Source organism: Rhodococcus sp. NPDC057529 (assembly GCF_042802055.1).
GTDB lineage: Bacteria > Actinomycetota > Actinomycetes > Mycobacteriales > Mycobacteriaceae > Rhodococcus_F.
This window is the reverse complement of the sequence record NZ_JBHVEY010000020.1, coordinates 23,547-50,122: the sequence shown is the minus strand read 5'-3', so window position 1 is coordinate 50,122 and position 26,576 is coordinate 23,547. Positions and strand designations below refer to the sequence as shown.

21 protein-coding genes and 2 pseudogenes are annotated in these 26,576 nt (G+C 68.3%); 13 read left to right on the top strand and 10 right to left on the bottom strand.

All coding sequences use genetic code 11. The features are described from left to right. Positions 1 to 143 precede the first annotated feature (143 nt). From ACFU5V_RS31675 to ACFU5V_RS31645, 7 genes and pseudogenes are all read left to right on the top strand, one after another. Positions 144 to 374: a hypothetical protein gene (locus tag ACFU5V_RS31675; RefSeq protein ID WP_378703856.1), complete on the top strand. Its 231-nt coding sequence runs from the start codon at positions 144 to 146 to the stop codon at positions 372 to 374. A 398-nt stretch (positions 375 to 772) separates the two neighbouring features. Further along, positions 773 to 2,311 (top strand): IS21 family transposase, encoded by a 1,539-nt coding sequence (gene istA / locus ACFU5V_RS31670; RefSeq protein WP_378703854.1) that lies wholly within the window; start codon positions 773 to 775, stop codon positions 2,309 to 2,311. 64 nt (positions 2,312 to 2,375) lie between these two features. Continuing rightward, positions 2,376 to 2,705: pseudogene (locus ACFU5V_RS31665) on the top strand (ATP-binding protein); the annotation flags it as partial. 121 nt (positions 2,706 to 2,826) lie between these two features. Continuing rightward, on the top strand, positions 2,827 to 4,011 hold the full coding sequence (locus tag ACFU5V_RS31660) for a tyrosine-type recombinase/integrase (protein WP_378703852.1): 1,185 nt from the start codon (positions 2,827 to 2,829) through the stop codon (positions 4,009 to 4,011). Continuing rightward, complete coding sequence (locus tag ACFU5V_RS31655; RefSeq protein WP_378704019.1) at positions 4,008 to 6,164, top strand: tyrosine-type recombinase/integrase; 2,157 nt, start codon at positions 4,008 to 4,010, stop codon at positions 6,162 to 6,164. Before ACFU5V_RS31660 ends, ACFU5V_RS31655 begins: the two co-directional genes overlap by 4 nt. Continuing rightward, entirely contained in the window at positions 6,161 to 6,604 is a 444-nt protein-coding gene (locus ACFU5V_RS31650; RefSeq protein WP_378703850.1) for a DUF6262 family protein, read from the top strand. Before ACFU5V_RS31655 ends, ACFU5V_RS31650 begins: the two co-directional genes overlap by 4 nt. Positions 6,605 to 6,647: 43 nt before the next feature. Continuing rightward, positions 6,648 to 7,085, top strand: a pseudogene (locus ACFU5V_RS31645) (ATP-binding protein); the annotation flags it as partial. 68 nt (positions 7,086 to 7,153) lie between these two features. Here the strand turns inward: ACFU5V_RS31645 and ACFU5V_RS31640 are convergent. From ACFU5V_RS31640 to ACFU5V_RS31595, 10 genes are all read right to left on the bottom strand, one after another. After that, a complete protein-coding gene (locus ACFU5V_RS31640) occupies positions 7,154 to 8,215 on the bottom strand; it encodes an IS110 family transposase (RefSeq protein ID WP_124396474.1) in 1,062 nt (353 codons plus the stop codon). 600 nt (positions 8,216 to 8,815) lie between these two features. Beyond that, the gene (locus ACFU5V_RS31635) at positions 8,816 to 10,492 is read right to left on the bottom strand and encodes a ribbon-helix-helix protein, CopG family (protein ID WP_378703847.1); all 1,677 of its coding nucleotides are present in this window, start codon (positions 10,490 to 10,492) and stop codon (positions 8,816 to 8,818) included. A gap of 331 nt (positions 10,493 to 10,823) precedes the next feature. Continuing rightward, positions 10,824 to 11,894 (bottom strand): YhcG family protein, encoded by a 1,071-nt coding sequence (locus tag ACFU5V_RS31630; RefSeq protein WP_219453660.1) that lies wholly within the window; start codon positions 11,892 to 11,894, stop codon positions 10,824 to 10,826. 82 nt (positions 11,895 to 11,976) lie between these two features. Next, on the bottom strand, positions 11,977 to 12,519 hold the full coding sequence (locus tag ACFU5V_RS31625) for an RNA polymerase sigma factor (protein ID WP_219453662.1): 543 nt from the start codon (positions 12,517 to 12,519) through the stop codon (positions 11,977 to 11,979). Positions 12,520 to 12,658: 139 nt separating this feature from the next. Beyond that, a complete protein-coding gene (locus ACFU5V_RS31620; protein WP_378703846.1) occupies positions 12,659 to 13,090 on the bottom strand; it encodes a hypothetical protein in 432 nt (143 codons plus the stop codon). Between the two features lie 166 nt (positions 13,091 to 13,256). Beyond that, complete coding sequence (locus tag ACFU5V_RS31615; protein WP_378703844.1) at positions 13,257 to 14,183, bottom strand: C39 family peptidase; 927 nt, start codon at positions 14,181 to 14,183, stop codon at positions 13,257 to 13,259. Between the two features lie 135 nt (positions 14,184 to 14,318). Next, positions 14,319 to 15,197 carry a hypothetical protein gene (locus ACFU5V_RS31610; RefSeq protein ID WP_378703842.1) on the bottom strand — a complete coding sequence of 293 codons (879 nt, stop codon included), beginning with the start codon at positions 15,195 to 15,197 and terminating at the stop codon, positions 14,319 to 14,321. After that, entirely contained in the window at positions 15,194 to 17,299 is a 2,106-nt protein-coding gene (locus ACFU5V_RS31605; protein ID WP_378703840.1) for an Hsp70 family protein, read from the bottom strand. The genes ACFU5V_RS31610 and ACFU5V_RS31605 overlap by 4 nt, the downstream gene beginning before the upstream one ends. Before the next feature lie 239 nt (positions 17,300 to 17,538). Then, entirely contained in the window at positions 17,539 to 18,966 is a 1,428-nt protein-coding gene (locus ACFU5V_RS31600; protein ID WP_378703838.1) for a GTPase, read from the bottom strand. Continuing rightward, entirely contained in the window at positions 18,963 to 20,858 is a 1,896-nt protein-coding gene (locus ACFU5V_RS31595) for a dynamin family protein (protein WP_378703836.1), read from the bottom strand. The genes ACFU5V_RS31600 and ACFU5V_RS31595 overlap by 4 nt, the downstream gene beginning before the upstream one ends. A gap of 243 nt (positions 20,859 to 21,101) precedes the next feature. Here ACFU5V_RS31595 and ACFU5V_RS31590 point away from each other — a divergent pair, with 243 nt between their 5' ends. The 6 genes from ACFU5V_RS31590 (at position 21,102) to ACFU5V_RS31565 (ending at position 26,502) form a co-directional block, all read left to right on the top strand. Next, the gene (locus ACFU5V_RS31590; RefSeq protein WP_378703835.1) at positions 21,102 to 22,379 is read left to right on the top strand and encodes a hypothetical protein; all 1,278 of its coding nucleotides are present in this window, start codon (positions 21,102 to 21,104) and stop codon (positions 22,377 to 22,379) included. 314 nt (positions 22,380 to 22,693) lie between these two features. Next, a complete protein-coding gene (locus ACFU5V_RS31585; RefSeq protein WP_378703833.1) occupies positions 22,694 to 23,041 on the top strand; it encodes an Lsr2 family protein in 348 nt (115 codons plus the stop codon). A gap of 45 nt (positions 23,042 to 23,086) precedes the next feature. After that, on the top strand, positions 23,087 to 23,839 hold the full coding sequence (locus ACFU5V_RS31580) for an SOS response-associated peptidase (RefSeq protein ID WP_378703832.1): 753 nt from the start codon (positions 23,087 to 23,089) through the stop codon (positions 23,837 to 23,839). Positions 23,840 to 24,525: 686 nt separating this feature from the next. After that, the gene (locus tag ACFU5V_RS31575) at positions 24,526 to 24,882 is read left to right on the top strand and encodes a hypothetical protein (protein ID WP_378703830.1); all 357 of its coding nucleotides are present in this window, start codon (positions 24,526 to 24,528) and stop codon (positions 24,880 to 24,882) included. A 655-nt stretch (positions 24,883 to 25,537) separates the two neighbouring features. After that, positions 25,538 to 25,882: a hypothetical protein gene (locus ACFU5V_RS31570; RefSeq protein ID WP_378703828.1), complete on the top strand. Its 345-nt coding sequence runs from the start codon at positions 25,538 to 25,540 to the stop codon at positions 25,880 to 25,882. A 77-nt stretch (positions 25,883 to 25,959) separates the two neighbouring features. Further along, positions 25,960 to 26,502, top strand: a complete 543-nt coding sequence (locus ACFU5V_RS31565; protein ID WP_378703827.1) for a DnaB-like helicase N-terminal domain-containing protein — start codon at positions 25,960 to 25,962, stop codon at positions 26,500 to 26,502. Positions 26,503 to 26,576: the final 74 nt, after the last annotated feature.

The window sequence follows — 26,576 nt, the reverse complement described above, 5'->3', positions numbered from 1 at the left end:
ACCGGAATATCACGCGCGACCGGCGGGGACCACTTCTCATGTCCACCCACCCGGACTTTCGCATGTCCATTGACACCGCGCCGTTGAATCGGCGCAACCGTGGGCCAGAAAGGCCGCAAGGACCTCAGATGAGAGAGACGGGAATGACTACCGTGCATCACGGCACCTGGAGCAGTTGGAAGGACGTTCCGGAGGGCGTGGTGTATCGAAGTACCGGTCCGTGCTGGTATCCGTACGTGAACCGTGTAGGCGTCCGATACCTCGCGACCACGGGTGTGGAATCGGTCATGAATGACGCGGATATGGACGAGCTGGCACCGTTCCAGGTGGTGTCCGAGCGCACGCAAACGCCCTGCGCCCATGGCGCCAGCTGACAGATGAAACTCGTCCCTGACAGCCGTCACCCGAATAGATCGCATACGCACCAACCGAATATGCAGGGTTACCTGTAGAACCTGCGTATTTCATCGTTTCCTCGCTTCATCTTCTCGTGAGCGACAGGCAGTCGACACCCCCGAATGTAGGCAGCGGTGTCGGCACACACAGTTTCACCACCTGCCGGCCGGATGGGAGAACATGGCTGTCAGCGGTCATGTAATTCCCCAGGTTGAGGGGTTTGTCCGTCACGTAATTCCCCACCCGGCCGTCACGTAATTCCCCACCCTCGGGGCGTGTCGGCCGGGGTTCCGGCGCTGCTGCAGGTTCGCTCCTGACTGGGCCACCGACAACGGGCCCGGGAAGGGGCCTGACGGTGGCAAGGAGAACGTGGACGATGACCGATCTGATGGAGTTGTTCCGGCATTGGCACGCCGGCCGGTCTCAGGTGCAGATCTCGACGGCCCTGGGAATCGACCGCAAGACCATCCGGAAATACCTGGCTCCCGCGTTGGCGGCCGGGCTGGAGCCTGGCAAGGGCGGCAAGTTCGACGAGGCGCTTTGGTGGGAGCTGATCGCCGGGTGGTTCCCGGAGGTCGGCGACCCGGCGGCGCGGGCGGTGACGTGGCCGGCGATCGCCGCGCACCACGACTGGATCGACGCGCAGCTGACCGCGTCGGTGACGGTCGCGACGATCGCGCAACGCCTACGCGACGACCACGGCGTTGCGGTATCGGAATCGACGGTACGACGTTATGTGGCAGCGCAATTCGCCGAGAAGGTGGCGGAGTCGAAGGTGACCGTGCCCCGCGGTGCGGTCCCACCCGGTGACGAGGCCCAGGTCGACTACGGCAAGCTCGGCATGTGGCGCAACCCGGCCACCGACCGACGGGTGGCGGTCTGGGCGTTCGCGATGATCCTGTCCTGCTCCCGGATGCTGTTCGTCCAGCCGGTGCTGCGGATGGACCAGTCCTCGTGGTGCGCCTCGCACGTGGCCGCGTTCGAGTTCTTCGGCGGCACGCCGGCCCGGATCGTCTGCGACAACCTCAAAACGGGGGTGGACCGGCCGGATCTGTATGACCCGAAGATCAACCGCGCCTATGCCGAACTCGCCCTGTTCTACGGGCTGCTGATCGACCCCGCTCGTGCCGGAAAACCAAAGGACAAACCGCGGATCGAGCGCCCGATGCCCTATATCCGCGATTCGTACTTCAAGGGCCGGGAGTTCACCTCGCTGGCGCAGATGCAGGACGCCGCCCTGGCCTGGTGCGCCGACGTCTACGGTCGCCATAACCATCGTGGTCTCGACGGAGCGCAGCCGACAGCGGTGTTCGATGCCGTCGAAAAGCACCGTCTCGCACCACTTCCACCGCGACCATTCGACCCGGTCCACTACCAGGTCGGCAAGGTCGCCCCGGACTGTCACGTCAAGGCCGGTAAGGCCCTGTATTCGGTGCCCTGGCGGTTGATCGGTCAGCAGGTGCTGGTGCGTACCAGCGGCGACGTGGTGCAGATCTTCCACACCGAGCAGGTGGTCGCCACCCACGTGCTGCACCTGTCGGGGCGGTCGACGAACCCCGAGCACTACCCGCCGCACAAGATCGCCTACACGCTGCAGACGGTGTCCTGGTGTCGGGCGCAGGCCGAGCAGATCGGTCTCGGCGCGGTCGCGGTCGTCGCCGAGTTATCGCAGGTCAACGCGCTGCACCGGCTGCGGGCGATTCAGGGCATCGTCCGGCTGCGGGACCGCTACGACGACGCTCGCCTGGACGCGGCGTGCGCCCGCGCCCTCGAGGTCGGGGACCCCAGCTACCGCACCGTCAAGGGCATCCTCGCCGCCGGCACCGAACACGACGGACGGCCGGCACCGGCCGCCGCGCCGGCACCGGCACTCCTGCGCGGACCCGACGCCTTCGACACCGAACGCACCGCGTGAAACTTGACCGGTGAATCGACACCTTCTGCACGCCAACCATTTCCATCACACCCTAGGAATCGTCATGACTATTCACGACCCCAGCCTGCGGGCCGCGTTGAAGACGTTGAAGTTGACCGGGATGCTCGACACCCTCGACGCCCGGCTCGCCCAGACCCGGAACGGGCAACTCGGACACCTCGAATTCCTCCAAGTACTGCGTGAGGACGAAATCGCCCGCCGGGAAACCGCGGCGCTGGCCCGCCGGCTGCGGCGGGCAAGATTCGAGCAACAAGCCACCTTCGAGGACTTCGATTTCACCGCCAACCCGAAACTCCCGGCGGCGATGCTGCGGGACCTGGCCGCCCTGCGCTGGCTCGACGCCGGCGAGTCGGTCATTCTCTACGGACCTGTCGTTATCAACGGGAGTTCGTCGACTCTCATTAAACGTCTTCGACGTTGTTTGTTGATCTTGCTTTGTGATCGTTGTTTCTCGGTTATCAGAGGGAGTGCAACAACGATGGGGAGCGGTGCTTGTGGCATACGGGCTGGCGGTGCGACCGCCTGGTGGGAGCCGGACGTGGACGGTGGTCGATGCGTCGTATCGGACGGTTGATCCGGTCGAGGAGTGGTTGGAGTTTCACCGGACTCTGTGGTCGCCGAATACGGTGCGCGGCTATGCGACGGCGTTGGCTCAGTGGTGGACGTTCCTGGAGCAGCGGGACGAGGTCGGGAAGTGGCGGGACGTCGGTGTCCCTGCGGTGACGGGGTTCCTGTCGTGGTTGCGCAACGGCCGGATGGTTGAGCACAGCCTGGTCCCGCAGGAGCAGGCACCGGGGGCTTCGACGTTGGAGGCGCGGCTGGCGGCGGTGATGTCGTTCTATCGTTGGCAGGAAGCGGTTTTCGGGGTTCCGGTCGCGGGAAGGTTGATGCGCGGGGCACCGCGGCGGATGCCGGCGCGGGGGCTGCTGGCGCATCTGGATGCTCGGGCGGCACCGCGACCGTCGTCGCTGGTGCGGGTGCGCCGCGGTCACCGCCGCACTGGTCGGCCACCTCTGCTGTTGCCTCGGCAGATCCAGGCGATCCTGAACGGATGCGCCGTGTTCGATTCTGCCACTGGTGAATGGGTCGGGAATCTGCGGGACCGATTTCTGTTCGCGCTGCTGGCTGAGACCGGCATGCGGCTGGGTGAGGCTTTGGGTCTGCGGATCAGTGACTTCGTGATGGGTCGCGGCGGGACACCGTTCGTCGAGATCGTGCCGCGAGACGACAACGCGAACGGGGCGCGGGTGAAGATGATGCGCCCGCGTCGGGTCTATGTCGGCGCAGACTTGGAGCGGTTGTTCGCGGACTACTTGACCCACATCGCCTGCCGAGCAACCGAGCTGGGCCTGCCGCTGGGGGTCGAGTCGCCGTTGCTGGTGAATCTGAGCCGGCCGCCGTTGTTGTCGCCGCTACGGGAAGGGACGGTGCGGGACAAGACGAAGGCGTTGCGGCGAAGGGGTATCGGTGCCGAGGGTTGGTCTCCGCACTGGTTCCGGCACAGCCATGCGACCGCGTTGTTGCTGGCGGGGACACCGGAGTGGGTGGTGTCGCGGCGGCTCGGTCACGCTCATGTCCAAACGACTTTGGACCTTTACGGCTGGGTTCGCGAGGACGAGGCGTTGCGGGCGGCGGCGAACTGGCGATCATATGCGGCCGACTGGCAGGTGACCGAATGAATGGACAGCGGCCACCCTATCTGCGCCCGGCCAACGACACCGACCCGATCTGGCAGCTCCTGCAGGAGCTGCCGCCGCAATGGCGCGGACCGATCATCGGACCCGCTATCGACAACTGGGAAAAGATCACCGAGAACGCCAAGGCCCGGATCAAGCTGCACGGCCTGCCGGAGACGATTGCTGCCGAGCTGGCCTGGATGGCGCACTGGCAGGCCTTGGACGGCACCCGCTCCTCCGTCCTGGCCACCAATCAGATGGCCAACATCCTCCGACGAGCGATCCGCGAACAGCATCCGTTCCCACCGTCGATCCGGGCGATGGACTGGGATCAGGCCGCGGCGTTGCAGCGATGGTTCTATGCGACCCGATGGGGGCGGCTGCCGCCCCATGGCAGCATCGCCCGGCTGCGGGTGATGTTCCGGTTCGCTCGGCTGGCGCTGCTGGCGCGCTGTCATGACGGGCACTGGTGGGATCTCGACGAATGGCACCCGCGCTGCGATCCGCGGATACCGTTGACCGGGCGGGAACCGCAGGCCAACTACGGCTGTTCGCCCGGCCAGATCCGTCATCGCTGGCTGCGAGAGGCAGCGAAATGGTATCTGGGGACCGCACTCGAGGCCGGCACCCTACGGTGGTCGACGGTCAGCCAGGAACGAGTCAAATGCCTGACCAGGTTCGACCGGTGGCTGAGCACTGTCGACGACCCACTGCAGATCCTCGGCGACCCCGCCAACGCCGCCGCGCAGGCGGCGGCATTCCGGCGTTGGGATGCCGACCCCGCCAACCGGCTGCTGCGCAGCAACGACCGCCGATTCGCCGACAGACCGGTGCATCCACGTCAGATCAACGACGACCTGCGAGCGGTCGGTGAGCTGTTCGCGTTCGTCGCCGACAACCGCGACGAAGCCCACCGGCTGCTCGGCGCCGAGCCGTGGTCACGGGTCACCGAGGCGCACGCCGCCAGCTGGTTCCGGCAGGTCGCCCGCATCAAGCGCACGCGCGAGTTCAACGACGACCATTACGTCGACGACCACGCCATGGGCCAGATCCTGGCGGCGTTGCCGCTGCTCGGCTTGCCCCGCGAACAGCAGATGATCATCACCCGCGGCGATGGAACACAATTGCAGGCCAACGGATTCGACGATCCACAAGCCATGCGGATGATTCTGATGCAGATCCTCACCGGCCGTCGCGCCAGCGAAATCCGCACCTGCGCCTTCGACTGTCTGACCGCGCCACCTGCGACCACAGTCACCGCGCCCGGCACTGAGAAGATCGCACGATTCCACTATGCGCAATCGAAGATCGATATCGCACCAGACACCATCCTGGTCGACCGGGAAGTGACCGAGGTCATCGGTGAGCAGCAACGCTGGGTCCGGGACAAATTCCCCGACCACGAGCCGCGGTTTCTGTTCGTCCAGCGCGTCGGCAACCGCACCGGCGGCAAACCCTATCCCCAAGGCACCTACAACTGGATGCTGCGTGAGTTCAGCGACTTGGTGCAGTTCACCGACAGCCAAGGCCGCGTGATCAGACTCAGCCACACCCACCGATTCCGCCACACCCGATTGACCCGGCTGGCCGAGCTCGGTCTGCCGATCCACGTTCTGCAACGCTACGCAGGCCATGCCACCCCGACGATGTCCATGCACTACATCGCCGCCCGTGAACAGCACGCCGAACAAGCGTTCCTCGCGACGGTGAAACTGAAAGCCGACGGAACCCGGATCCAGTTCTCCCGCGACGACCACGACAGCATGCACCTGTTCGACCGAGCCGACCGATTCCTGCCCAACGGCTGGTGTCTACTGCCACCGCTCCAATCCTGCGACAAGGGCAACGCCTGCCTCACGTGCTCGGTGTTCGCCACCGACGCCACCCACCGGACCGTCCTCGAGCGCCAACTCGACAACACAACCACCCTGATCGACCGCACCACAGCCGAATTCGAAATCCGACATGGCAGCCCCATGCCCGACGACAACGTCTGGCTCACACACCGCCGCGCCGAGAAGGCGGCACTGACCAAGCTGCTGGAAGCACTGCCGACAGACCCCGGCCGCGCCATCCAAGGCGGTGGATCTCACGCCGCCACGACCGGCCCCGTCCCACTCACCCTCATCCCCATCACACGGAGGACACGACCGTGACCACCACACATGCAGACCGCACAGCTGCCTTGGTCGCCGCTGCCAAGTCCAAATCCACCCGCAAGACCGCCGATGCCGAGCAGGCCATCCGGCGTCTGCTCAAACGCGGCGAACGCGTCACCTTCCAAGCAGTCCAACGCGAAGCCGGCGTCTCCCACGCCTTCCTCTACAACCATGCCGAACTTCGACCCCGCATCGAACGGCTGCGCGCCAACCCCCGACCGGTCGACCCCGACACCACCGCGCCGGATTCGGATAACAACCTCATCCACACACTCAGCCAGCAGATCATCGAGCTGAAGAAACAGCACCGCACCGAAGTCCGGGCCCTGCGAGACGCCCTCGAACAGGCCCACGGCGAGAACCTCGACCTGCGCCGCCAACTCACCCGCCAAGGGACCGCCACCAACCACACAGCATCAATCGCAGAAACGTCATGACCAGCGCAAACAAAGTCATTCTCAGCTCAAACCGGCGATAACTGTCGGTGTCGGCAAAACCCATGTGGCACAAGCACTCGGTCATCACGTCGCCCGCCGTGGTGGGGACGTGCGGTTCGTCAAGTGCTCCCGCATGCTCGCCGACCTGGCCGGTGGCCATGCCGACCGCACCATCGGTCAGCGGATGCGGGAATACACCCGGCCGCTGGTGTTGATCATCGATGATTTCGCGATGCGTGAGCACACCACCACCCAATCCGACGACCTCTACGATCTGGTTTCCGATCGTGCGATCGCCGGCAAGCCCCTGATCCTGACGAGCAACCGCGCCCCGAAGGACTGGTACCCGCTGTTCCCGAACCCGGTCGTCGCCGAGTCCCTTCTCGACCGACTCATCAACACCAGCCACCAAACCCTGATGGACGGACCGTCCTACCGACCCCGCAAAAGACCCGGACACCGCACCGCCAGCGCAACTTGATCCGGCACCCCGTCCGCGCGGGTTACCCTCAACTCAGCACGCCCGAGCATGGGGTGCCTCTCTATTTGTCAAGCCGCCCTTGTGGGATCCGCTTCGTTTAGTCGGCATCGACGTTTCTCGTCGGCGAGCATGATGCGCCAGACATGATCGGACAGGTGACGTTTGAGGGCGCGCCTCGCCGCTGCCGGCTTCTTGCCCTCGGCGATCTTCTTGTCGTAGTAGCCGCGGCCGGCGCTGGCGGGCATTCGGATCTGAACCACCGCGACGGTGTAGAGCGCACTGTTGAGCTGCCGGTCCCCGTACCGGGAGAGGCGGTGGCGATCGGTGTCGGCGCTGGCGATCTGCACCGGCGCGGATCCGTTGTAATTCGCGTAGGCCGCGGCTGTCGGGAACCGGCTGGCCCGTCCCGTGCGACCGATCAGCCGGGCGGCGGTCACCGCACCGATCCCGTCCACCTCCCGCAGACGGGTGCCGTGCTCGTCGAGCGTTTGGGCCATCTGCTTCTCGTTCGCCGCGAGCTGGCTGTCGAGGCGCCGGATGTCGGCGATCAAGTCTCGGCACAGGCCGACCCGGGCCCGCTCCACCTCGCTGCGGACGCGGAAGCCTCGCAACAAGGCGGTGGCCGCAGCCGCGGTCAGCGAGGTCGGAGCACCGCCCACGAGCAACTGCCGCAACAACGCATGCAGCTGGTTGACGAGACGGGTTCGACTGTTAGACAAGTTCGTTCGGCGTTCGTCGAGCAAGGCCAGGACATCGGCGGGCCCCTCCGGGTCCACCGGGCGGGCATCGCCCTGCAGCGCGGCGACACAGGCCGCTGCGGCGGCGTCGATGCGGTCGTTCTTGCGTCGGCCGCCGCGGGAGAGTTCCCGCACGCGGGCGGTGGCGGTGGTCGGAACGTCGAGCACGACTTCTCCGAGAACGAGCAGCCACTGCGCGAGGTGATGGCCGAGTCCCTCGGCGTTCTCGATCGCCCACTTGCGCGTGGGCCAGGCCTTGGCCCAGGCGATCAGCGTCTTGTAGCCGGTGAGGGTGGCGTCGATGCGGATCGAGCCGAGATCGGTGTTGGTGGCCGGGTCGACCGCGGTCGCGGTGTGGCTGGACTTGTGGGGATCGATGCCGATGACGATCATGGAAGACGGTTCCCTTCTCTGCCTGGGTTGGGAATCCGCGGAGGACAATCCGACTTCAAGCACCTCTCACAGCAGCTTGGGGTCACGCCTCTCTCCAGTCACTCCGCGAACGCAGACCGGAGGGTCGACACACCCCATGCGGGTCAACCCGACGAGTGGGTGACAGGAATTACGCGAGTCAGCCCTCCGGTCTGCTACGGAACATAACGGGTAGCTGAACCCCGTCACGCCGCTGACACTCATATAAGTCGGAATTACGTGACGGTCGACACATGGCAGGAGGGCCGGATACGGTGTATCACCCAAGGACCCGCGAAGCATTTCCGCAGCTCACATGCCGGTTGTACGGCGCAGAAGCAGCCGACTCTGGCCCTATCGGGTGCACCGGGGTGTACGCCGTGTTCGGGGCGGCGTACACCCGGATGGGACACAGTGCGATGGAGGGCAGGAAGGTGGTGGTGTTGCGGCGTGTGCGGGAGCCGCGATCAGGGTCAGGGACCAGAGCGGCAGCTGCCGTGGACGCGACGAGGGCGAAGCGCAGAAACCGAGACATGGGATCCTCCGGTGATGCGGGCCCGACCCACCGCCCACTCTCGCAGCTCAGGTGCCGCTGCCGCGGTCTGACCGACGAGTCTTCTCGCGGCGGGCATGTTTGGCCAGCAAGTGTTTCCGGCTGATCGGGGCGCGGAACATCTCGTCGAGCATCCGGTTTTCGATGTTGTGATGGAAGCGGAGAATGCGCTTGGCCGCCAGGTACACCAGTTCCTGACGGTCCGAGCCGAGCCGGTCGGCGAGGGCGTCGAGGTGGACGAGGAGTTCGTCGTCGAGGGCGACGCCGACCTGGGCCGTCCGCGGTGCGGGACGCACGTCGTGCACCGGCGCAACGGTCTCCAGGTCGCCCGTGAGGTCGCCGGGGTTCTCGAGGAGCCGGCGCACCGCGACACGCACCAACGCCGAGCTCAACCGCGTGCCGTGGCGGTCGGCGAGCCGCTCGATGTCGCGCAGGGCGGAGGGGCGGAGCGACACCGTGATCCTCTCATCGAGCCGGGATGCGCCGGCCTCGTCGATCAGCTCCGCCTTGTAGTGCCCGGGGGCGGTGAGGAAGCGGTGCACCGCGACCGCGACCAGGTCCCGCGGCGACGCCTCGTAGCGGGCGGCGAGGGCCAGGAAGCGGGCCGCCGCCTGGGAGTCCAGTCTCAGGGTGACCGGGTCGTGCGGCAGCGTCCGCGCCTGGGCGGCGACCCGGCGGGCCTGCGCGAGATCGGCCTCGGCGCACGGGGACCCGATGAGTCTGCGGATCCCCACCCGAAGCAGCGCGGAGACCCGGCGGGGACCGTACTCGTCCGCCAGCTCCTCCAGCCGGCGTTTGGTGTCCTCGTCGAGCATGAAAACGTGCCGTTTCCCGAACGGGTTCCCCTGCGGACTCGGCGCCCGAAGAGGCATCTGAGCGAGTTGATCGGCGGCCGCGGCCTGCCGACGGCGGGTGTCGCGGGCGAGGAGGGTGGCCCGGTTGGCGTCCCCGCGGTAGATCTCCTCGGTCACCGCCTGATCGAGGTCCCGCGGGTTCGCCAGAAGCTGGCGGGCGGCCAGGCGCATGAGTTCGGCGCGGTTCGAGTCGAGCCGTTCGGCGAGGTTGTCGAGTTGGTCGCGCAGGTCGTCGTCGAAGTTCACGTTCGAGCGCGCGCCGAAGGTCTCCGGTTTCAGGTCGCGGGCGGCGCCGATCGTGGTCAGGTCGGCGGCGAGATCGCCCGGTTCGTCGAGGAGTCGACGCACCGCGACCCGGATCGCGGCGGCGGTGGGGGCGTCGCCGTGGCGGCTGATGAGCCGCTCGAGTCGGTCGAGGGTGGAGCGGTTGAGGTACACGCGGGTGCGAGTCGTCAGGTCGGTGCGGGCGTCTTCGCGGAGCACCGGGTGGCGGAATCGTCCCGCCGCGGTGAGGAAGCGGTGCACAGCGACGCGGACGATCGTGCTGCGGTCGGTGTGCAACTCGCGGGCGAGGTCGTTCAGGCGTGTGCGGGTGGCGGGGTCGAGGTTCAGAGGTCGCTCCGCCCAGGGGATGCGGCGGACCTCGGCGGACGCCCGCCGGGCCGCGGTCAGGGCCGCCGGCACCCGGTCGGGGTCGGCGAGAAGGCGCCGGGCGGCCACCCGCACCAACGCCCCGAAACGGCGGGGCCCGATGCCGGCGGCGTACTCCTCGAGTCGTTGTTTCGTGGTCGGATCGAACCGGAGCGGGATCGGATCCCCCACCGGCACGCGGCCCATGTTCGTCTCGCTCATCACCGGCCATTGTTCCAATACTCCCGGGGACGGCGATCCGGCACCCCACGGCATCGACCGCGTTGTGCGCTGCCGCGGTCATCGTGAGCCGGGTGGGTCTGTCGCGGCGAGATTGTGGTGCCCCGGTAGCCGAGGGGTTGGGACCGTCGGCGCGGCGCGGGCGTCTGATCGATCGCACGGGCGCCGCTCGCCGCCGCTGGCCGTTGGCTGTTCGGCGACAATGGGCAGAGCATGACACCCGTTACACTTCTCACCGATCAGCCATTGGGCGCCGCAGATATTTTGCGGGATAATTGATTTCGATCGGCGCGGGGTTGACCGAGGCCAGGGGTCACTGATCGGGGTCGGCGGGCGTGGTCGGGGTCTCCGCCAGGTGGGTGAGGGTCTCCCCCACTGCGGAGGCGAGTTCGTCGTCGGTGGGGACGAGTTCCCGAACGGGTGCGGGCAGGGTGTCGTAGGTGTAGTCGGCGACCGCCAACGGTGCGGTGGTTCCGGCCAGGGAGTAGCGGACGACGTTGTCGTTTCGTCCGGCGCACAGCAGGATCCCGATGGTCGGTGCGTGCTTGTGGTGGTCGCGCAGGTTGTCGTCGATCCAGGAGACGTAGAAGCCGAGCTTGCCGACGTACTCGGGTTCGAACCGGCCGACCTTCAGCTCGACGACGACGAAGCGGGCCTGGATCCAGTTGAAGAACAGCAGGTCGATGTAGAAGTCGTCACCGTCGACGTCGAAGTGGTATTGCCGGCCGACGAACGCGAAGCCGTGCCCGAGTTCGAGCAGCAGCCGCTCCAACCGGGCCATCAGCGCCGCCTCGAGCTCACGCTCGGCGACCCTATCGGTCAGGTCCAGGAAGTCGAAGACGTACGGGTCGCGGACCAGTTGCTGCGCCAGGTCGGAGTCACCGGTGGGCAGGTGGTCGGTGAAGTTCGAGGGTGCTGCCCCGATCCGCTGGTCGAGTCGGTTCCGGATCTGATGGGTGAGGACGTTGCGGGACCAGCCCCGCTCGAACGCGGCGGCGGCGTACCAGTCGCGGGAGTCCTGGTCGTCGAGGCGGTCGATGAGCACGGTCACATGTCCCCACGGGATTTGTCCAACAGCTTGTTGGACGAATGCGCTCCGGGGCCATGCCGAGGCGATTTTCCGCATGTAGTGCAGGTTGCTGCGGGAGAATCCGCGCATCTCGGGGAACTCCGTGCGCAGGTCGGCGGCGAGTCGGTCGATGACCTTGCTTCCCCACCCCTCGGCGGCCTGGCGGTCCAGGATGGCGCGGCCGAGGTCCCAGTACAGCAGCAGCAACTCGGTGTTGACCACCCGGGTGGCGCGGATCCGGGCTTGGCGGACCTGGGTTTTGAGGTGGTCGAGGAAGTCGCGGTAGTCGTCGGGCAGCAGTGGAGAATCGCTCACCCGCCCATCCTCCCGCACGCCGGGGACACGACCGCGGGGGCGCATTCGATCCGAACCCATACGACAGGCTCCCCCGGGCGGCTTACGGGTCGATCGCGGGGGTGAGGAGTGTGGCCAGTTGTTTGCGGGCGCGGTGGATCCGGGTTTTGACGGTCGCGACGGTGACGCCTTGGTGTTCGGCGATGTCGGCGTAGGGCAGGGAGGCGAATTCGGCGAGCACGATGGCGACGCGGAAGTCTTCGGGGAGTTGGGCCAGGGCGCGGCGGACCGCGTCGACGGTGGTGATCTGCTCGTCGAATCGGGGGGCGGGGTCTTCGAGCACGATGCCGTAGTCGCCGTCGGTGTCGTCGAGGCTGTCGGTGTTCTTGCGGCGTCGGACGACGGCGAGGGCGGCGTTGGCGGCGATGCGGTGCAGCCAGGTGTTGAAGCGGGCGTCGCCGCGGAATTTGGGGAGGTTCTGCCAGGCGGCGGTGAGGGTGTCCTGCAGGGCGTCTTCGGCGTCGTGGGTGTTGCCGGTGATCTGCAGGCACACGTGCCAGGCGTTGGTGCGGTAGCGGCCGACGAGTTCGGTAAAGGCGTGGTGATCGCCGGCGCGGCAGGCGGCGATCAGGTCCGCGTCGTCCATGTCTGGTCCCCCCGTGCCGTGATCACTGTCGTTGCCGCCCCCGGGCGCCGAGGGAATCGTACCCGCCGTCACATACAGCCGCCCGAGCCAGGAATGCGGTCCCAGACCGGGGCCCGGGGTGGTGGGGTGTGCTGGTTGGTCAGAGCGGGTCGAGGTCGTGGTGCCCACCGAGGTCGATGCCGGGATCGTCGTCGGCGCCGAGGGTGGACGGGTCGACGCTGTCGTCGCCGAGGTCGAGATCCTGCCCGGCGGGTAGGTGCACATCCGTGTCCTCGTTGGCGTCGGGTTGGAGGTCCAGGCCGGGGAGGGTGTCAGCGTCGGTGTCGAGGTCGTCCTCGTCGGCCTCGTCGCCGTCGTCGCCGTCGTCGTCGTCGAGCAGGATGATCTCGTCGTCCTCGGGCACGACCGGGACGTCGTCCATGTCGGGGACGAGGTCGGCGTCGACGGGTGCGGTGGTGGGGTCGAGGGCGACCTCGAGGGCGCGGGCCCACACCTCGTCGGGCACGGGTGGCAGCGCACCCGATACCCCCAGTGCGGCAAGGACGGAGTCGTCGTCCACTGCTGCTCTCACCTCGTTTCCTCGCGTAGGTCGGCGCCGCCACCGACACCCACCCTGGTTGGATGCACCGGTGCGGCGAAAGGTTCCCGCCGATCGCCGGCATCGTTCCGATCACCGTCACCGTGGTCGGTGTGGCCTCTCCAGTGTGCACGCCCCAGGTGCGGTCGGCTGGTAGCGGCTACCGCGACAGGTCGATCATCGCCCACCGGCGATCGGGTGCGGCCACCGACGCCGCCACCGGGTGCGGGTGGTCGGCCAGGTCGGGATCCGGGGCGTCGGCGACCAGCATTTTGTGGCCCGAGTCCGCCCAGGCGTCCTCGAACTGGTCGATGGGCACCTCGAGTTGGTTGCCGTCCGGGGCGCCGGGGTCGGAGAGGATCACCACGCCGCGGGTGTCGTCGATGCCGGCGACGATAAGGAAGTGGTCGGCCGTGTCGTCTTCCCCAGCTTCTTGGTCCGGGTTCCGGATCTCCCCGGAGTCGACCATGGCGATCACCCCGTGGCCGGCCTCGAGCGTGGTTTTCAGGTCGTCGATCGTGCCGTCCTGCACGGTGCAGGGCACCCCTTGGTCTTCGAGGAGGATCTCGAGGTTCGGCAAGGTCATGCCCTGCGCGGGGTCGCCGTCCTGCATGAGTCCGAGTTCAAGGGCCCGGTCCACCAGCTGTTGGGGGTCGTCGATGACGACGCCGGTGTATTGGGCGATCACCTGCGCGGCGCTTGATGGCCCGCAGTAGCCGTCGACCTGTTGGAAGAACCAGTTCACCGACCATTCCACCGGGTCCCCGTACACGCCGTCCCCGCCGGTGCCGTCGACCGGGGAGTTTGGGGTGATGCTGAACTGTTCGGCGGCCGGTGCGGGCGCGTCCTGCGGCGGGGAGAGCGTCGGGGGTTCGGTGGGATCCGGGTCGAGTGCGCTCAGGTCGATGGCGGACAGATCCACCGGTCCCGGCCCGTCGGCGATGACGGCGAACGGGTCGTCGTCGACCGGTGCGCAGATCGCGTCGATGATCTCGTCGATCGGGCCCGGGTCGCCGAGGTAGGCGTCGTCGTCGGGTGGGGCGGCGGACCAGGCTGCTGCAGCCAGATCCGCGGCGATGTCGTCCATTCGGTGCTCTCCCGGTGTGGTTCGGCCGCAACATGAATGCCGCAACATGAATCGTGGGCGGCGGGTGTCCTGCACCCAGTCGCCCCGGCGGCAGGCGGGTGGGCGCCGACGCCCTCCGCGCCCGGTGGGTGTGGGTCAGGCCAGGTCGGTGGCGCTCGGGTCGGCCGGCGTCTCGGCCGGGTAGGTTCCGGCCTGCTCGTGGTAGTGGTCCTCGGCGGGGATGAGGGCTTCGAACTGCTCGATCGATCCGAGGTGCCCGTCGGTGGCGGTGTCGAAGGATTCCTGGGTGCCGTCGTCGTCGGTGTCGGCGGTGCGCAGGTCGAAGGTGCCGTCACCGTTGGTGTCGACCAGGGTGTCGTTGGTGACGCCGTCGAGGTCGGTGTCGAGGAGGGCGGTGTCGAAGCGGCCGTCGCCGTTGCTGTCGATCAGGTGCACGTCCGGGTTGCCGTCGGCGGTGGTGTCGAGCCGGGTGTCGGTGATCCGGCCGTCCTCGATGACGTCCTGGCGGACCGGTGCGCCGGTGGCGGGGTCGAGGTGGGTGGCGAGGTCGACGGTTCCGTCGTCGTCGAGGTCCTCGGCGAGGCGGATCCCGGTGGCGGTGGGGGCGATGCCGGTTTCGTAGGTGCCGTTGCCGTCGGTGTCCTGTTCGACGAGGGTGATGGAGCCGTCTTCGTCGATGTGGGTGATGGTGTCGATGCCCTCGATGCGGGTGTGGATCAGGTCGACATCTCCGTCGCCGTCGACGTCCCGCGGCGAGTAGTACTCCCCGCCGGCGCCGGCGGTCGGGTCGGTGTCGCCGGCGGCGGCGGCCCCGACGTCGGTGGTGGGGCCCGGCGCGGTTGCGGTGCCGGCGGGGCCCGGGTCGGCTGCGGCGGTCGGCTGCTGGCCGCCCGCGGTGGGGGCGGTGGTGTAGGTGGCCTCGCGCGGGTCCCCGGTCAGGTTGGGGCTGGGCGAGGCGGTCTCGGCGCCGGTGGTGGTGGTCTGGGTGTCCTGGGCGGCGCGGGGGTTGCTCATCTCGAATCCTTGTCCGTCGAAGGGTTTCCGGCCGGGAAGTGGTGTTCCCGGTGTTGTCGAGAGTTGGATGCGGTGAGTGCCCCGAAAGGTTCCCGGGCGCACGAAAAAACTTTTCGGCCCGTCGCGACCGAGCCCGGAAGTGCCGTGCACAGACCGCTGCGCCCGCCCCAAAAATGGGGGGGGGGCAGAGAGGTTGTGTGGGGGGGGGGGGGGTGGGTGGTCCGTCCGGCGTGGGAGAGGAACGTCTTCGCGCCGTCGAGGCCCTGGACGTCACTGAAGCTGGCCATCACCCCGGTCGAGCCGTTGGCGTACCAGATCGAGTAGGTGCCGGCGTAGCCCGGACCGTCGATGTGGGCGGCCGCGGTCCGCGGGATGTTCTCCACGATCTCGTTGTCGGTCGAGGTGGTGTCGTTCTGGAAGCCCTGCCGGATCCCGAGGACCCGTTTCTTCGCCTCGGCGGCGTCGACGCTGAGAATGATCGACTGGTAGTCCTGGTCGGAGATGCCGGCGGTGAGCGCGGCGCCCTCTTTCAGGGTGCATTGCATTTCCAGTCCACCGTTCTCGGTTTCGCCGCTGGTCTTGCAGTTCTCCAGATCTGACCGCAGCGACGCCGGAAGCGCGGCCAGCACAGCGTCTTTCGTGGTGGGAACCTGCGTGTTTCCGGTGCCGGAGGCGCCGACCTGTTCCGCGTCGTCGGTGTCCCCGGCCGCGGCGGTGTCGGTGGTGGCCGGCTGATCGGCGGCGCTGTGGTCGTCGCCGGTGAGGGTGATCGCCCCGATCACCCCGGCGGCGATGACCGCGGCGGCGGCCGCGGCGCCGATCACCGCCCACTTCTTGCGGCCCGCACCCGTGTCCGCCGCCGGTGCGGGGGTGGGGGTGGGGTGCCATGCCGGGGTCGGCCGGTCCGGGAGGGGTGCGGTCGCGCCCGGCCCGCCGGGGCGTTCGGGGGCAGATGTCGGCGGGGTGGAGTGGGTGTACCGAGCCCCAGTATCGCCGGCGGTGGTGGTGGTGAGGCCGCGGACGATCGGGGCGGCGGCCGCGATGGCGCCCTGCGCGACGACGGTCTTCGGGTCGTCGAGGGTGGCGATCGGCCCGAGTGCCTTGAGGTGGTCTTGGACGATCGGGATCCGGGAGGACCCTCCGGTCAGATACAGCGCGTGCAGCCCGGTGGGGTCGGTGACGTGGGCGTCGGCGAGGGTGGCGCGGGTGAGGGTGACCGCCTTCTCCAAGGCCGGGGTGATGAGTTCCTCGAACTCCTCCCGGGTGATCTGGAACTTTTCGGTGTGCCCGCCGCCGGCGACGGTGATGGTCGCCGACGGTGCCTCCGAGAGCAGTTCCTTGGCGCGGCGGATCGAATCGTCGAGGGCGTGCCGGATATCGATCGGCGCCGACCGCAGGTAGTCACCGAGTTCGGGGTTGCGGGCGTCGAGTTGTTCATCGACCCACCGGCGAATGTAGGCGTCGAAGTTCTTCCCGCCGAGGCCGTTGTCGCCGCGCGCGGCCACCACGTCGAAGGTGCCGTGGTCGTTGGCGGCCAGCACGGCGATGTCGAGGGTGCCGCCGCCGAAGTCGAAGACCGCGATCTTCGCGCCCGGGGGCAGGGTGTTCGACCGCGAATAGTAGTGCGCCGCCGCCCGCGGTTCGGAGACCGTGGTGACCTGGGAGGGGTCGAGCCCGAGTTGGGCGGCGGCGTCGAGGAGTACCTGGATCTCGCGGGGGGACCATGCCTCGGGGTGGGTGAGCACCAGCTGGGCGGGGGCCTGCCCGGCGTGCGCGGCGCGGGCCCGGGCCATCACCGAGTCGAGGACCGCGGCGACCGGCACCGACGAGGGGATCGTGTAGCCGTTGACGGTGACCACGCCCTGCCCGATCACCCGTTTCGGGGAGGGCAGGTAGGCGGCGGGGTTGGTTTCGGCGCGGTTGGTGGCGACGTCGCCGACCGCGATCTGGTGGGGGGTTTCGACGAACACCGCCGAGGACATGGTGGTGCGGTTGTGGCTGAGCTGCAGCGCTTCCACCGCGCCGCTGACCGCGCCGGTGTGTGCGGCGGCGGTGTTGGAGGTGCCGAAGTCGATCCCCAGCAGCCAGTCCGGCCTAGACATTGATCCCCCTCGTGCTCGAACCCCACTGAATGCGCGCGGCGGCCGGTGCGGCGCGGTCGCGCCCGGGCATCATGTCACGCCGGCGTGGCGGCGGTGGCTGCGGCGGTCGGTGGAACATCACGGGTCGGTCCTTCCACAGAGCGTTCTCGGCGGGTGATGGTTGGATGCGGGCCGCGGGCGAAAGGTTCCCGCCGACGCGCACACACCCCCACCGACCCGGCCAGCCCTGGGGTTGGGTCTCAGGTGGCGGCGAGGGCGGCGTAGGCGTGTTGCAGCACGATCAGGGCGGCGTCCTCGGCCGCGGTCAGCGTCGACAGCGCCTGGGTGTGCGCCCAGCTCAGCTTCTGCTGCGCGGTCGCCCGCACCTGGTCCGGGCCCACACCGGCGGGGAGGCCGAGCTGCCCGGCCGGGGTGGGGTGTTCGAGGAGCCGGCGCAGTTCGGTGGTGACCGGGGAGCGGGGATCGGCCTCGAGCATGGCCTTGAGGTGTTCGAACAGCACCACGGTGTTCAGGGCGGGGTCGCGGCGCAGCTGGTCCACGACGCCGCGGATCTGGTCCCGGGCGGGGTGGGTGAACGCGAGTTGGTCGAGTTCGCGGATGATCCGGCTGGCCCGGTGCACGGCGGCGAACCGGCCCAGATGCTCCGCGAGCACCCCCCGCAGCTGGGGGATCCCCGAGTGCGCGGTCAGCCAGTCGTTGAGGGTGGCGGCCCCGTGGGCGGCGACGTCGCGGCCCGCGGCGATGCCGTATTCGCCGAGCAGATCGAGGAGCCGATCACGCACCGCCGCGGGCACCACGGTGGGGGTGTCGGTGTCGAGGAGGTCGAGCACCTCGAGCGGCCCGTATCCGGTCAGCGACGCCAGTGCGCGGGCGTCGGCCTCGGTGAGCGCCCCGGTGTGGGCGGTTTCGGCGAGCAGCCCGGCGATCGGCATCACCGTCATGACGGTGTCGGCGAGCCGGTCCGCCAGGACCCGGGCGTGGGCGATCGCGTGCTCGAGCGGATTGCGTTGCCCCAGTGCGCCTTCCCCAAATCCGTCGGCGCGGGAGAGGACGCCGAGGGTGTTCAGTGGGGTGAAGCCGAGTTGTTTGAGGAAGGAGATCTCGTCGGCGCGGGGGGCGGAGTCGAACAGGAACACCGCGGCGTCGGCGTCGACGGAGGCGGTGCGGGTCTGCTCGTACCCGTCGATGAGGACCCGGCGGGTGCGGGCCTCGTTCTCGGCGGTCAGGGTGGCCAGGCCGGGGGTGTCGACCAGGGTGAAGTCGCGGATCGCCGCCGAGGGCAGCCACCGGTGCAGGTAGGCGACCTGCTCGGGGTCGACCCCGAGGTCGGTGGTGTGGCCGCGGGACAGGTGCAGCGGCCGGCGGGAGCCGTCCAGCAGGACCACCTCGGCGCGGGAGGGGGCGCCGTCCTGGTAGACGGCGACGATGCTGGTGGCCTCGAGGGCGGCGGTTTCGGCGACCGGCGCCCCGATCAAGGCGTTGACCAGGGTTGATTTCCCGGCCTTGAGGCGGCCGACGATCACGATCCGCGGCGGGGACCAGAGGATCTGCCCGATCCGGTTGGCATGGGCGGCCAGGTCGGGGGCCAGGGCGGCGAGCGCGTGCAATGCCCGGTCCAGGCCGGCGCGCACCGGATCGACGGCCGGTGCGGTGGGGGTGGCGGTCACCGGGGATCCCCGCCTTCCTGGTCGGCGGCGGGTGTGGGGTGGGTGGACAGTTCGGCGATCAGGGCTTCGGCGCGGGTGATGTTGTTCTCGACCACCCGCAGGTTGTTCTGCAGGCGGGTCAGTTTCTTCTCCCGGGTGGCCTTGTCCGCCCGGGCGGTGTCCTCGGCGTCTTTGATCTGCCCCTGCAGGATCTCGATCGAGGCTTTGACGTGTTCGCGGTAGCGGATCACGATCTCCGGGCGGGCAAGCGCGAGGGTGGATTCGAGCATCCGGGCGGTGGTGGTCTTGGTGGTCGCGATCGTCTCCCGCAACCAGGACAGCAGGTTCGTCTTCCCGGCGCGCATCGCCTTGAACCCGAGGTTGAAGCCGACCCAGGCGACGCCGACGACCGCCCCGACGCCCATCATCGCCGAGACCCCGATCAGGCCGCCGAGCATCGACGAGCCCATCACGCCCATGGTGATCATCGACGGGTCGAGCAGGCCCTGCCGTTTCCCGGCGACCTGGTGGGTTTCCAGGGTGCGGTTCGACAACGTCGCGAGGACCTGCTCGGAGATCTCGTGCCAGATGACCTCGGAGGCGAATCGCGGGTGCACGATCTGGGTGTAGAGCTGCTCGAGGAACAGGTTGACCGATCCGGCCATCGCCGCCTGGAAGTCGCGTTCCATCTCGGCGGTGAAATGCTGCGGGTTCCGCCGCAACACCGCCATCCCGTTCTTGTTGATCCGGGTGGTCCACTTCTGCCGGATCCCGTCGAGGCGGCGGTCGAGGTCGTCGGTGGCGTGCTGGCGGATCAACGTCAGATCCCGCTGCAGGTATTGCTCCCACTGCGTCGAGTGGTCTTTCAGTCCCTGCAGTTCGGTCAGCTGCGCGGTCAGATCCGGGATGACCTCACCGCTGCGGGTGATCGCCGAGATTTGGGTGTGCATGTCCGTCGCCAACGTGCGCAGCCCCTCGACCGCGGTCCGCAGCCCGGTGATCGCCGGAAGGTGTTCGGCGATGGCGAGTTTCGCGCCGATCAGCTCGCGCAGCTCGGCGATCCCCGATCTTGCCTCCGCGTGGTCGCGCCCCGGGCCGGGTGCCATCTCGGCGGCGATCACCGCCCGCAGACTCGACACCCCCAGCACCGGGACCGGCCGGCCCAGGTGCCGCAGCAATAGTTCCCGGTTTTCGTCGACGATCGGCCGCCAGCGGCGGATGTTCTTGTCGGTCTTGGTGACCACCACGATCAGCGATTCCACCGCGGACCCGGTCTTGTCGATGAACACCATCTCCGGTGCCGTCAGCGGGGTGGTGGCATCGCACACGATCACCAGCACGCAGGCCTGCGACGCCGACGCTTCCGCCAGGACCGCGTAGGACGGATCCAGCCCGCCGACGCCGGGGGTGTCGATCACGGTGACATTCCCGAGGCGGCTACCGGCGACCGGGACGATCGCGCGGGTGGGCAGTTCCGCGACCCGGCTGTCGGTGACATAGGCGCCCTCGCACGAGACCCAGTCCGCCAACTCGGCATGCCGGATCTGCTCGGTGCGGCCGGGGAACAGGATCTGCGCCGTCCCCCCGGGGTGCTCGGCGGTCGCCTCCCCGAAGCTGATCGTCGTCGACGTCGTCACGTCCACCCCCACCGGGGAGGCGCCGCGCCACCCCACCAGCGCATTGACCAACGAACTCTTCCCCCGTTTGACCTCGCCGACCACGACCACCGACCGGGTCTGCTCCACGGTTCGGGCCCGCTGCTCGGCGAGATCGCTGATCGCGTCGTACCCGAAGGGGCGCAGGATCTTGCCGGTGATCGAGGAGAGCAGCACCTCGGCGCGCTCACGCGGCGGCGTCTCGGCGGCCGGGGAGGCAACAGTGGCCGGTTGCCCGGTCTGGGCTGCGGTGTCCACGCCCCTCTCCCCTTTCCGCCGTGGTCCTGTGTGCGCCCGGGTGGTGGGCGCCGTCGAACCCTAGCGCGACCGGCCCGGGGCCTGCACCGCCAGCCGACCACCCCCCATCACCGGTGGGTGTGACGGAGGCCACCGCAGCGGTGTGGGAACCTTCCAGGCGGTCGCGGCCTCCAACTACCACGACCACACGCTCCCGCCCGGCGACGCCGACACTCGCGGGGGCGGAACAGGGAAGGGACCGACATGAGCATGAGGACCACCACGTGGATGCCGGCGGCGGCCGTGCTCGCCGCCGCGGTGCTGTTGGCCGGCTGCACCGGCACCGACACCACCGCCGAACCGGTCGGCAAATCCGGCGGAGACCAGGCCGCGACCGCGAGTGTCGATCCCGCCGCCCTCGACACCGGCAGCTACCCGACCAGCCCGGCCCCGGAGTTCGGGCGGGCCACCCAGGAGACCATCCTCGACGTCGACGGGCAGCGGCTCGCCGAGTTCACCGTCGTCCCCTTCGAAATCGACCCGGAACTGACGTCGGTGAAGATGCCCACGATGGTGATGCGCAGCGGCAAGAACCTCGGTGTCGTCCTCAGCGACGCCGCCGGGGACATCGCCCACAACCACCAGATGCTCTACGGCTACGTCTCGACCGCGACCACCCCCACCACGAAAACCACCGACCCGTCCCGGTCCGTCGTCCAGGCGGTGATGCGGTTCAACAACCCCGACGACGCCGCCGCCACCGCCCGCGACATCCACCAGAATCTGCTCACCGTCGACGACGGCACCGGCCTCGAGACCGCCGAAAGCATCGACATCCTGCCCCACACCCTGGTCTCGACCGGACAGACGAACTTCAATGCCGGACCCGAGGTGTCGGTGAATGCGTTCACCCCGCACGGCGACTACCTGCTCTACACCTGGGCGAAAGCCCCCGCCGCCGACAAGGACTGGACCGCGAAGGCCGTCGCGACGGCCCTGCAACTGCAGGAACCGCTGATCGACCGGTTCCCGGCCACCCCGACCCGTGCGCAGAACGGTGGCCAGTCCGCGGAGCTGCCGATGATCGACCAGGACAAGGTCCTGATCTACGCGATCCCCGAAGACGACGCCCAAGCCCAACTCGGCGACGACATGGCCGCCTACGGGCCCCGCGGCATGGCGCATCGCTCCACCAACCCGCCGCTGACGTACAAGGTGCTCACCGACGCCGGATCCGACCACAACGCCGTCTACAAGACCACCGCCTACCGGGCGAAAGACGAGGCCGGCGCCGAGACGATCCTCACCGAGTTCTACAACGACCTGCTCGCCGAAGGGTTCACCGCCGCGCCCACCCCACCGGGTCTGCCCGACGCCAAATGCGCCACCAAGGACACCGTCAACGGCACCCAGGACTATTGCATGGTCGCCAACGGCCGCTACGTCGGCGAAGCCAGCGGCACCGACAACAAGAAGGACGTCGATCAGCAGATCTCCGCGCAGTACCTGATCCTCGAGCACGCCGACCAGAACGCCGAATAACCCCCGGCCCGGACACGGCCGGCACCACAGCTTCGGGTGGCTGTGGCCTCGCCAATCCATGGCAGGGCCACAGCCACCCAGAGGCGCTCATTCTCATCTCGGGACCGGCCATCTTCGACGGCCCGACTCCGGGTGTGCCATGAGAGTGGTTGCACGGAAGTCGTTTCCGTCCTGCAACGACGATCCGCGGTGGGGTGGGGCGCCGTTCTCGTCGTCGCCTGAACGTCCACGGTCCGCGCTGAGCCCCGCATTTCGTGGGGTGCCCCCCAGTACTGTCGTCTGGTCCGTACCCAAGAACGCGAGGAGTGAAATCCGTGGCACGCAAGGTCGTAGTGGAGATGGTCGACGACATCGACGGCACCGCCTTCGGCGAAGACGGCGAGAGCATCAGCTACGCGGTCGACGGCATCGAGTACGTGATCGACCTGAAGGACGAACACGCGAAGGAACTCCGCGAGACCTTCGACTACTACATCGCGCACTCCACCCGGGTCGGCGGCCGCAAACACCGCTCGGACCGGCCGGGCACCGCCACTGCCGGGAAGCGGTCGCGGGAGGAAACGAAGAAGATCCGCGCCTGGGCGCTCGAGCAGGGCTACGAACTGTCCTCCCGGGGCCGTATCCCCGCCGAGATCGAGCAGGCCTTCCGCGCCGCCCACTGATGCGACCTCACCCGCGACGTCGGTGCGTCGTGGCACGCTATCGGTATGTGTGGTCGCTACGCCTCGACGACGAGCCGGGGGTCGTTGCTCGAGACCTTCGAGATCGACCCCGACCGGGCCGACCCCGAGGTTCCGCCGGACTACAACGTCGCACCCACGAAAACCTCGCCGGTGGTGATCGCCCGCGTACCGAAGGACACCGACGATAAGCAGCCGCAGCGGCAGCTCCGCAACCTCAAGTGGGGTTTGACACCGTTCTGGGCGAAGGATCCGAAGATCGGCTCCCGGATGATCAACGCCCGCGCCGAGACGGTGCACGAAAAGCCGGCCTATCGGCAGTCCTTCAAGTCCCGGCGGGCGATCGTTCCGGTGTCCGGGTTCTACGAGTGGTTCCCGACCGAGGAGGTCGGCAAATCCGGGAAACCGCTCAAGCAGCCGTACTACATTCACCCCGCCGGCGGTGACATTCTGCCGTTGGCCGGGATCTTCGACTTCTGGCGCAACCCCGACGTCCCCGACGACGATCCGGACGCCTGGCTGGTCACTTTCTCGGTGATCACCACCAATTCCACCGACGACGTCGGGCACATCCACGACCGGATGCCGATGAGCGTGGCCGAAGCGAATTGGGCGGACTGGCTCGACCCGACCAACACCGACGTCGATTACGCCCGATCCCTGATGGCACCCCCGGCACCGGGGAGCCTGGACACCTACCCCGTGTCCACGGCCGTGAACAACGTCCGCAACAACGGCAAAGACCTGGTGAAGCCGATCACCACCGGCGATGCCCACTGACCACGGGTCCGGCCCGGTGCCGGCCCGGGCGCCTCAGCCGTGGACGTACTCGCGTCGGAATACCGATGGAGGGTCCGCTGTTGAGAAGGCTGACGGTGGCGCGCATACCCCGGGTACCACACCAGAACAGTCGCCGCGAGCGACCACTTGCCGAGAGGCGATATGGCGTCACCGTCACTGTCACCCCGTGACCGGGTAAGACCTGCACTGCGTAGCGTTCCCGGGCGGGTGAGGAGCCGCTGACACCGGGGAAGGCGTCGGCGGCTTTCCTCTGACACCCCGAGCAGGTCTCCCACGGCATGATCGAGAACCTGGGGCAGCCGGCGACCTCGCCCGAACCAGACATCGGCGATCACGGCTCGGCCATGGTCACTGCTTGCGCGCTTGTCGACCGGGACGAAAGAGGGCGTACATCATCCGCGCAGGCCATGAGATTTCAGCGAGAAACAGGCGCCACCCGCCTACCAATCCGCGGAACTCCGCAGATCAGGACCGTGAACGGATCACCGGTCTGGGCAGTGAGTGGCGACCTGCTGCTCGTCGCACACGTCACAGTAGACCGACCCTCCGACACGGTCGCGGAAACCCGACGTCGGTGCCCCCGAGCGCGATGGTGCCGGGCGCCCCCTGCGGCGGCTGGCACCGCCGCACACGGCTGATCGACCATGGGTTGCTACCGTCCGACGGTGCATTCCCTCCTCAGCAACCGTGGCCCCGTGTATTGGCGACGGATCCAGCGAGAAGCTGGCGACCGATGGCTCACCCGGGGCAGCCGCGGACTGCGCGGAATGACCCGGACCCCTCCCCCGATCACCGACCACGAGTGCGCCACCCTCGTCGCGGTGCTTGTCGAAACCACCGGCGGCCGCTGGCCGGAGAACCAGACCGGCATCGCCCGCCTCCTGACCAGACTTGACATCGACGGCAGCGCAATACAAATGGCAGCAACCATCCGATCGCTGACCGCCGATCCCACGTGGCCCACACGCGCCCACGAAATCGAATCCAGCGCCGCCGAGTGGTGGCACCAGGGGTCCTCCTGACGACGCCAGGGGCCCGCCGCCCGGAATCATGCTGACGGGCACGCGGCGATAGCGGAGACGGTCACCCCACGCGTGAGCATGTCCGAGACACCGTTAGGATGAGTGCTGCTCCAGCAGCGCATCCCCCCAATTTTGTTCTGCTGGACACCCCCCCGTGCCCCGGCGTCATCCCCCCGATGCCGGGGCACAATCATGCGCACGTCCCACCACAAGGTCGACAGAGGACGGCGACAATCCCGGCCGGAAGACCCGTGGGCGACCCGGTCGCGGTTCGCTGCGATCCCAGGCCACCCACCGACTTCGAAGAGACGGCAGAGGACATCGGCCCACACCGATTCGGGGCCGCCCGGTGGACGCACCTGAGGAGCGGAACCCGCTCGGCACCGGGCTCGTGCCCCGTCTCTGATGCCTGACTCCGCTGAGCACCGGGCCCGCCGGCCTCATCCGGGGGGCAGGGCCGCCGGGCATCGAGTCCGGCGCTTGGCACTGCCCAGGACCAGGACCAGGACCAGGACCAGGACGCGATCGTCTGCGGCCAGGATTGCGCCACTCACGATCGATCAGCCCTTACCGCGCGTTGACCGGCACCACCAGCGGAGTCTCCCCTGCCCCGGCCGTTGGCGCCGATGTGCCATCATGACCGATAATCGAATGTATGTTCGATGAAAAGTTCGGGCACTGGCGCCCCACCTACGACCCCAAGCCGTGGCGCACGATCACCCCACCCCAGCCGGTGATGGTCGATCTGGCCACGGCGATCGCCCACGACGGTGGCCGCCTCGCCCACGATCTTCCGCTCCGGGTCCGCGCCGAAGGACTCAACCTCGACATCCAGGTTCCCGGCGTGCTGCATGCGTGGGCGCGCACCTCCCGCGGCTCCTGGCTGGCAGCATGCACCTTCACTGTCCCCACCGGAAACAATCTCGGCTCCCTCCAGGTCACCCAGTGGTGTCCCGCCACCGCCGTCACGCCGCGCGAAACCGGGCCGCTGAGTAGTTGATTCCACGACGCCCGACCGCGTCACACCCCACCGATCTGCAGCCTGTCCACCACCCACGCCCGGAGGAGGCGACGAAGGTGAGCACCAGCGACCATGCAATCGCCGAGGAAGCTGTCGACGTGCTCCGCCCCGACGACGTGGACGCCGACCTCCGCGAGGATATCGAAGGCCTGTGTCTCTGCGCCTTGCTCTGGGCACCGGCCGACATCGCCGCACGGGCGGTCGCCATTGTCGAAATCACTGACTTCCACCGCCCCCTCCACGCCGAGCTCTATGGTGTCATCGCCGCACTCGTGCGAGAGGGAGCACCTCACGGCGCCGCCATGGTTGCCACCGCCCTCGAGCGCGACGGCGAACTCGCCGGCCACCACGGCATCCGTATCGCCCGTGCCCTCACCGACGTCGCCACCGCGGGAGCTGATCCGGTCTCTCTCGGCTATTACGCCAAAGCTGTGGTTACCCGCGCCTACCGGCGCGGCTACCACGAGGCCGCGCAATCGATGGCCCAAGCCGCGGCCGAACTGCCCGACGATCAGCTCTTCGAGCACCTCCTCGCCATCGGCCGCGAACGCCGCACTGCCAGTCGGCGGCTCATCGCCGTTCGCGCCGCGGAGATCTGACACCCGCAGCCGCCGCCTGGGTGACCCGTTTGCCCGCAAATATGGAAACATACCGATCTGCATGTTTCATCAAC

What these genes read in the sequence shown, in the direction of transcription:
- ACFU5V_RS31675 (WP_378703856.1), top strand. Translation starts at nt 144, where the DNA reads ATGACTACCGTGCATCACGGCACCTGGAGCAGTTGGAAGGACGTTCCG.
- istA (WP_378703854.1), top strand. Translation starts at nt 773, where the DNA reads ATGACCGATCTGATGGAGTTGTTCCGGCATTGGCACGCCGGCCGGTCT.
- ACFU5V_RS31655 (WP_378704019.1), top strand. Translation starts at nt 4,008, where the DNA reads ATGAATGGACAGCGGCCACCCTATCTGCGCCCGGCCAACGACACCGAC.
- ACFU5V_RS31640 (WP_124396474.1), bottom strand. Translation starts at nt 8,215, where the DNA reads ATGATCGTCATCGGCATCGATCCCCACAAGTCCAGCCACACCGCGACC.
- ACFU5V_RS31635 (WP_378703847.1), bottom strand. Translation starts at nt 10,492, where the DNA reads ATGAGCGAGACGAACATGGGCCGCGTGCCGGTGGGGGATCCGATCCCG.
- ACFU5V_RS31625 (WP_219453662.1), bottom strand. Translation starts at nt 12,519, where the DNA reads ATGGACGACGCGGACCTGATCGCCGCCTGCCGCGCCGGCGATCACCAC.
- ACFU5V_RS31615 (WP_378703844.1), bottom strand. Translation starts at nt 14,183, where the DNA reads ATGGACGACATCGCCGCGGATCTGGCTGCAGCAGCCTGGTCCGCCGCC.
- ACFU5V_RS31610 (WP_378703842.1), bottom strand. Translation starts at nt 15,197, where the DNA reads ATGAGCAACCCCCGCGCCGCCCAGGACACCCAGACCACCACCACCGGC.
- ACFU5V_RS31605 (WP_378703840.1), bottom strand. Translation starts at nt 17,299, where the DNA reads ATGTCTAGGCCGGACTGGCTGCTGGGGATCGACTTCGGCACCTCCAAC.
- ACFU5V_RS31590 (WP_378703835.1), top strand. Translation starts at nt 21,102, where the DNA reads ATGAGCATGAGGACCACCACGTGGATGCCGGCGGCGGCCGTGCTCGCC.
- ACFU5V_RS31580 (WP_378703832.1), top strand. Translation starts at nt 23,087, where the DNA reads ATGTGTGGTCGCTACGCCTCGACGACGAGCCGGGGGTCGTTGCTCGAG.
- ACFU5V_RS31570 (WP_378703828.1), top strand. Translation starts at nt 25,538, where the DNA reads ATGTTCGATGAAAAGTTCGGGCACTGGCGCCCCACCTACGACCCCAAG.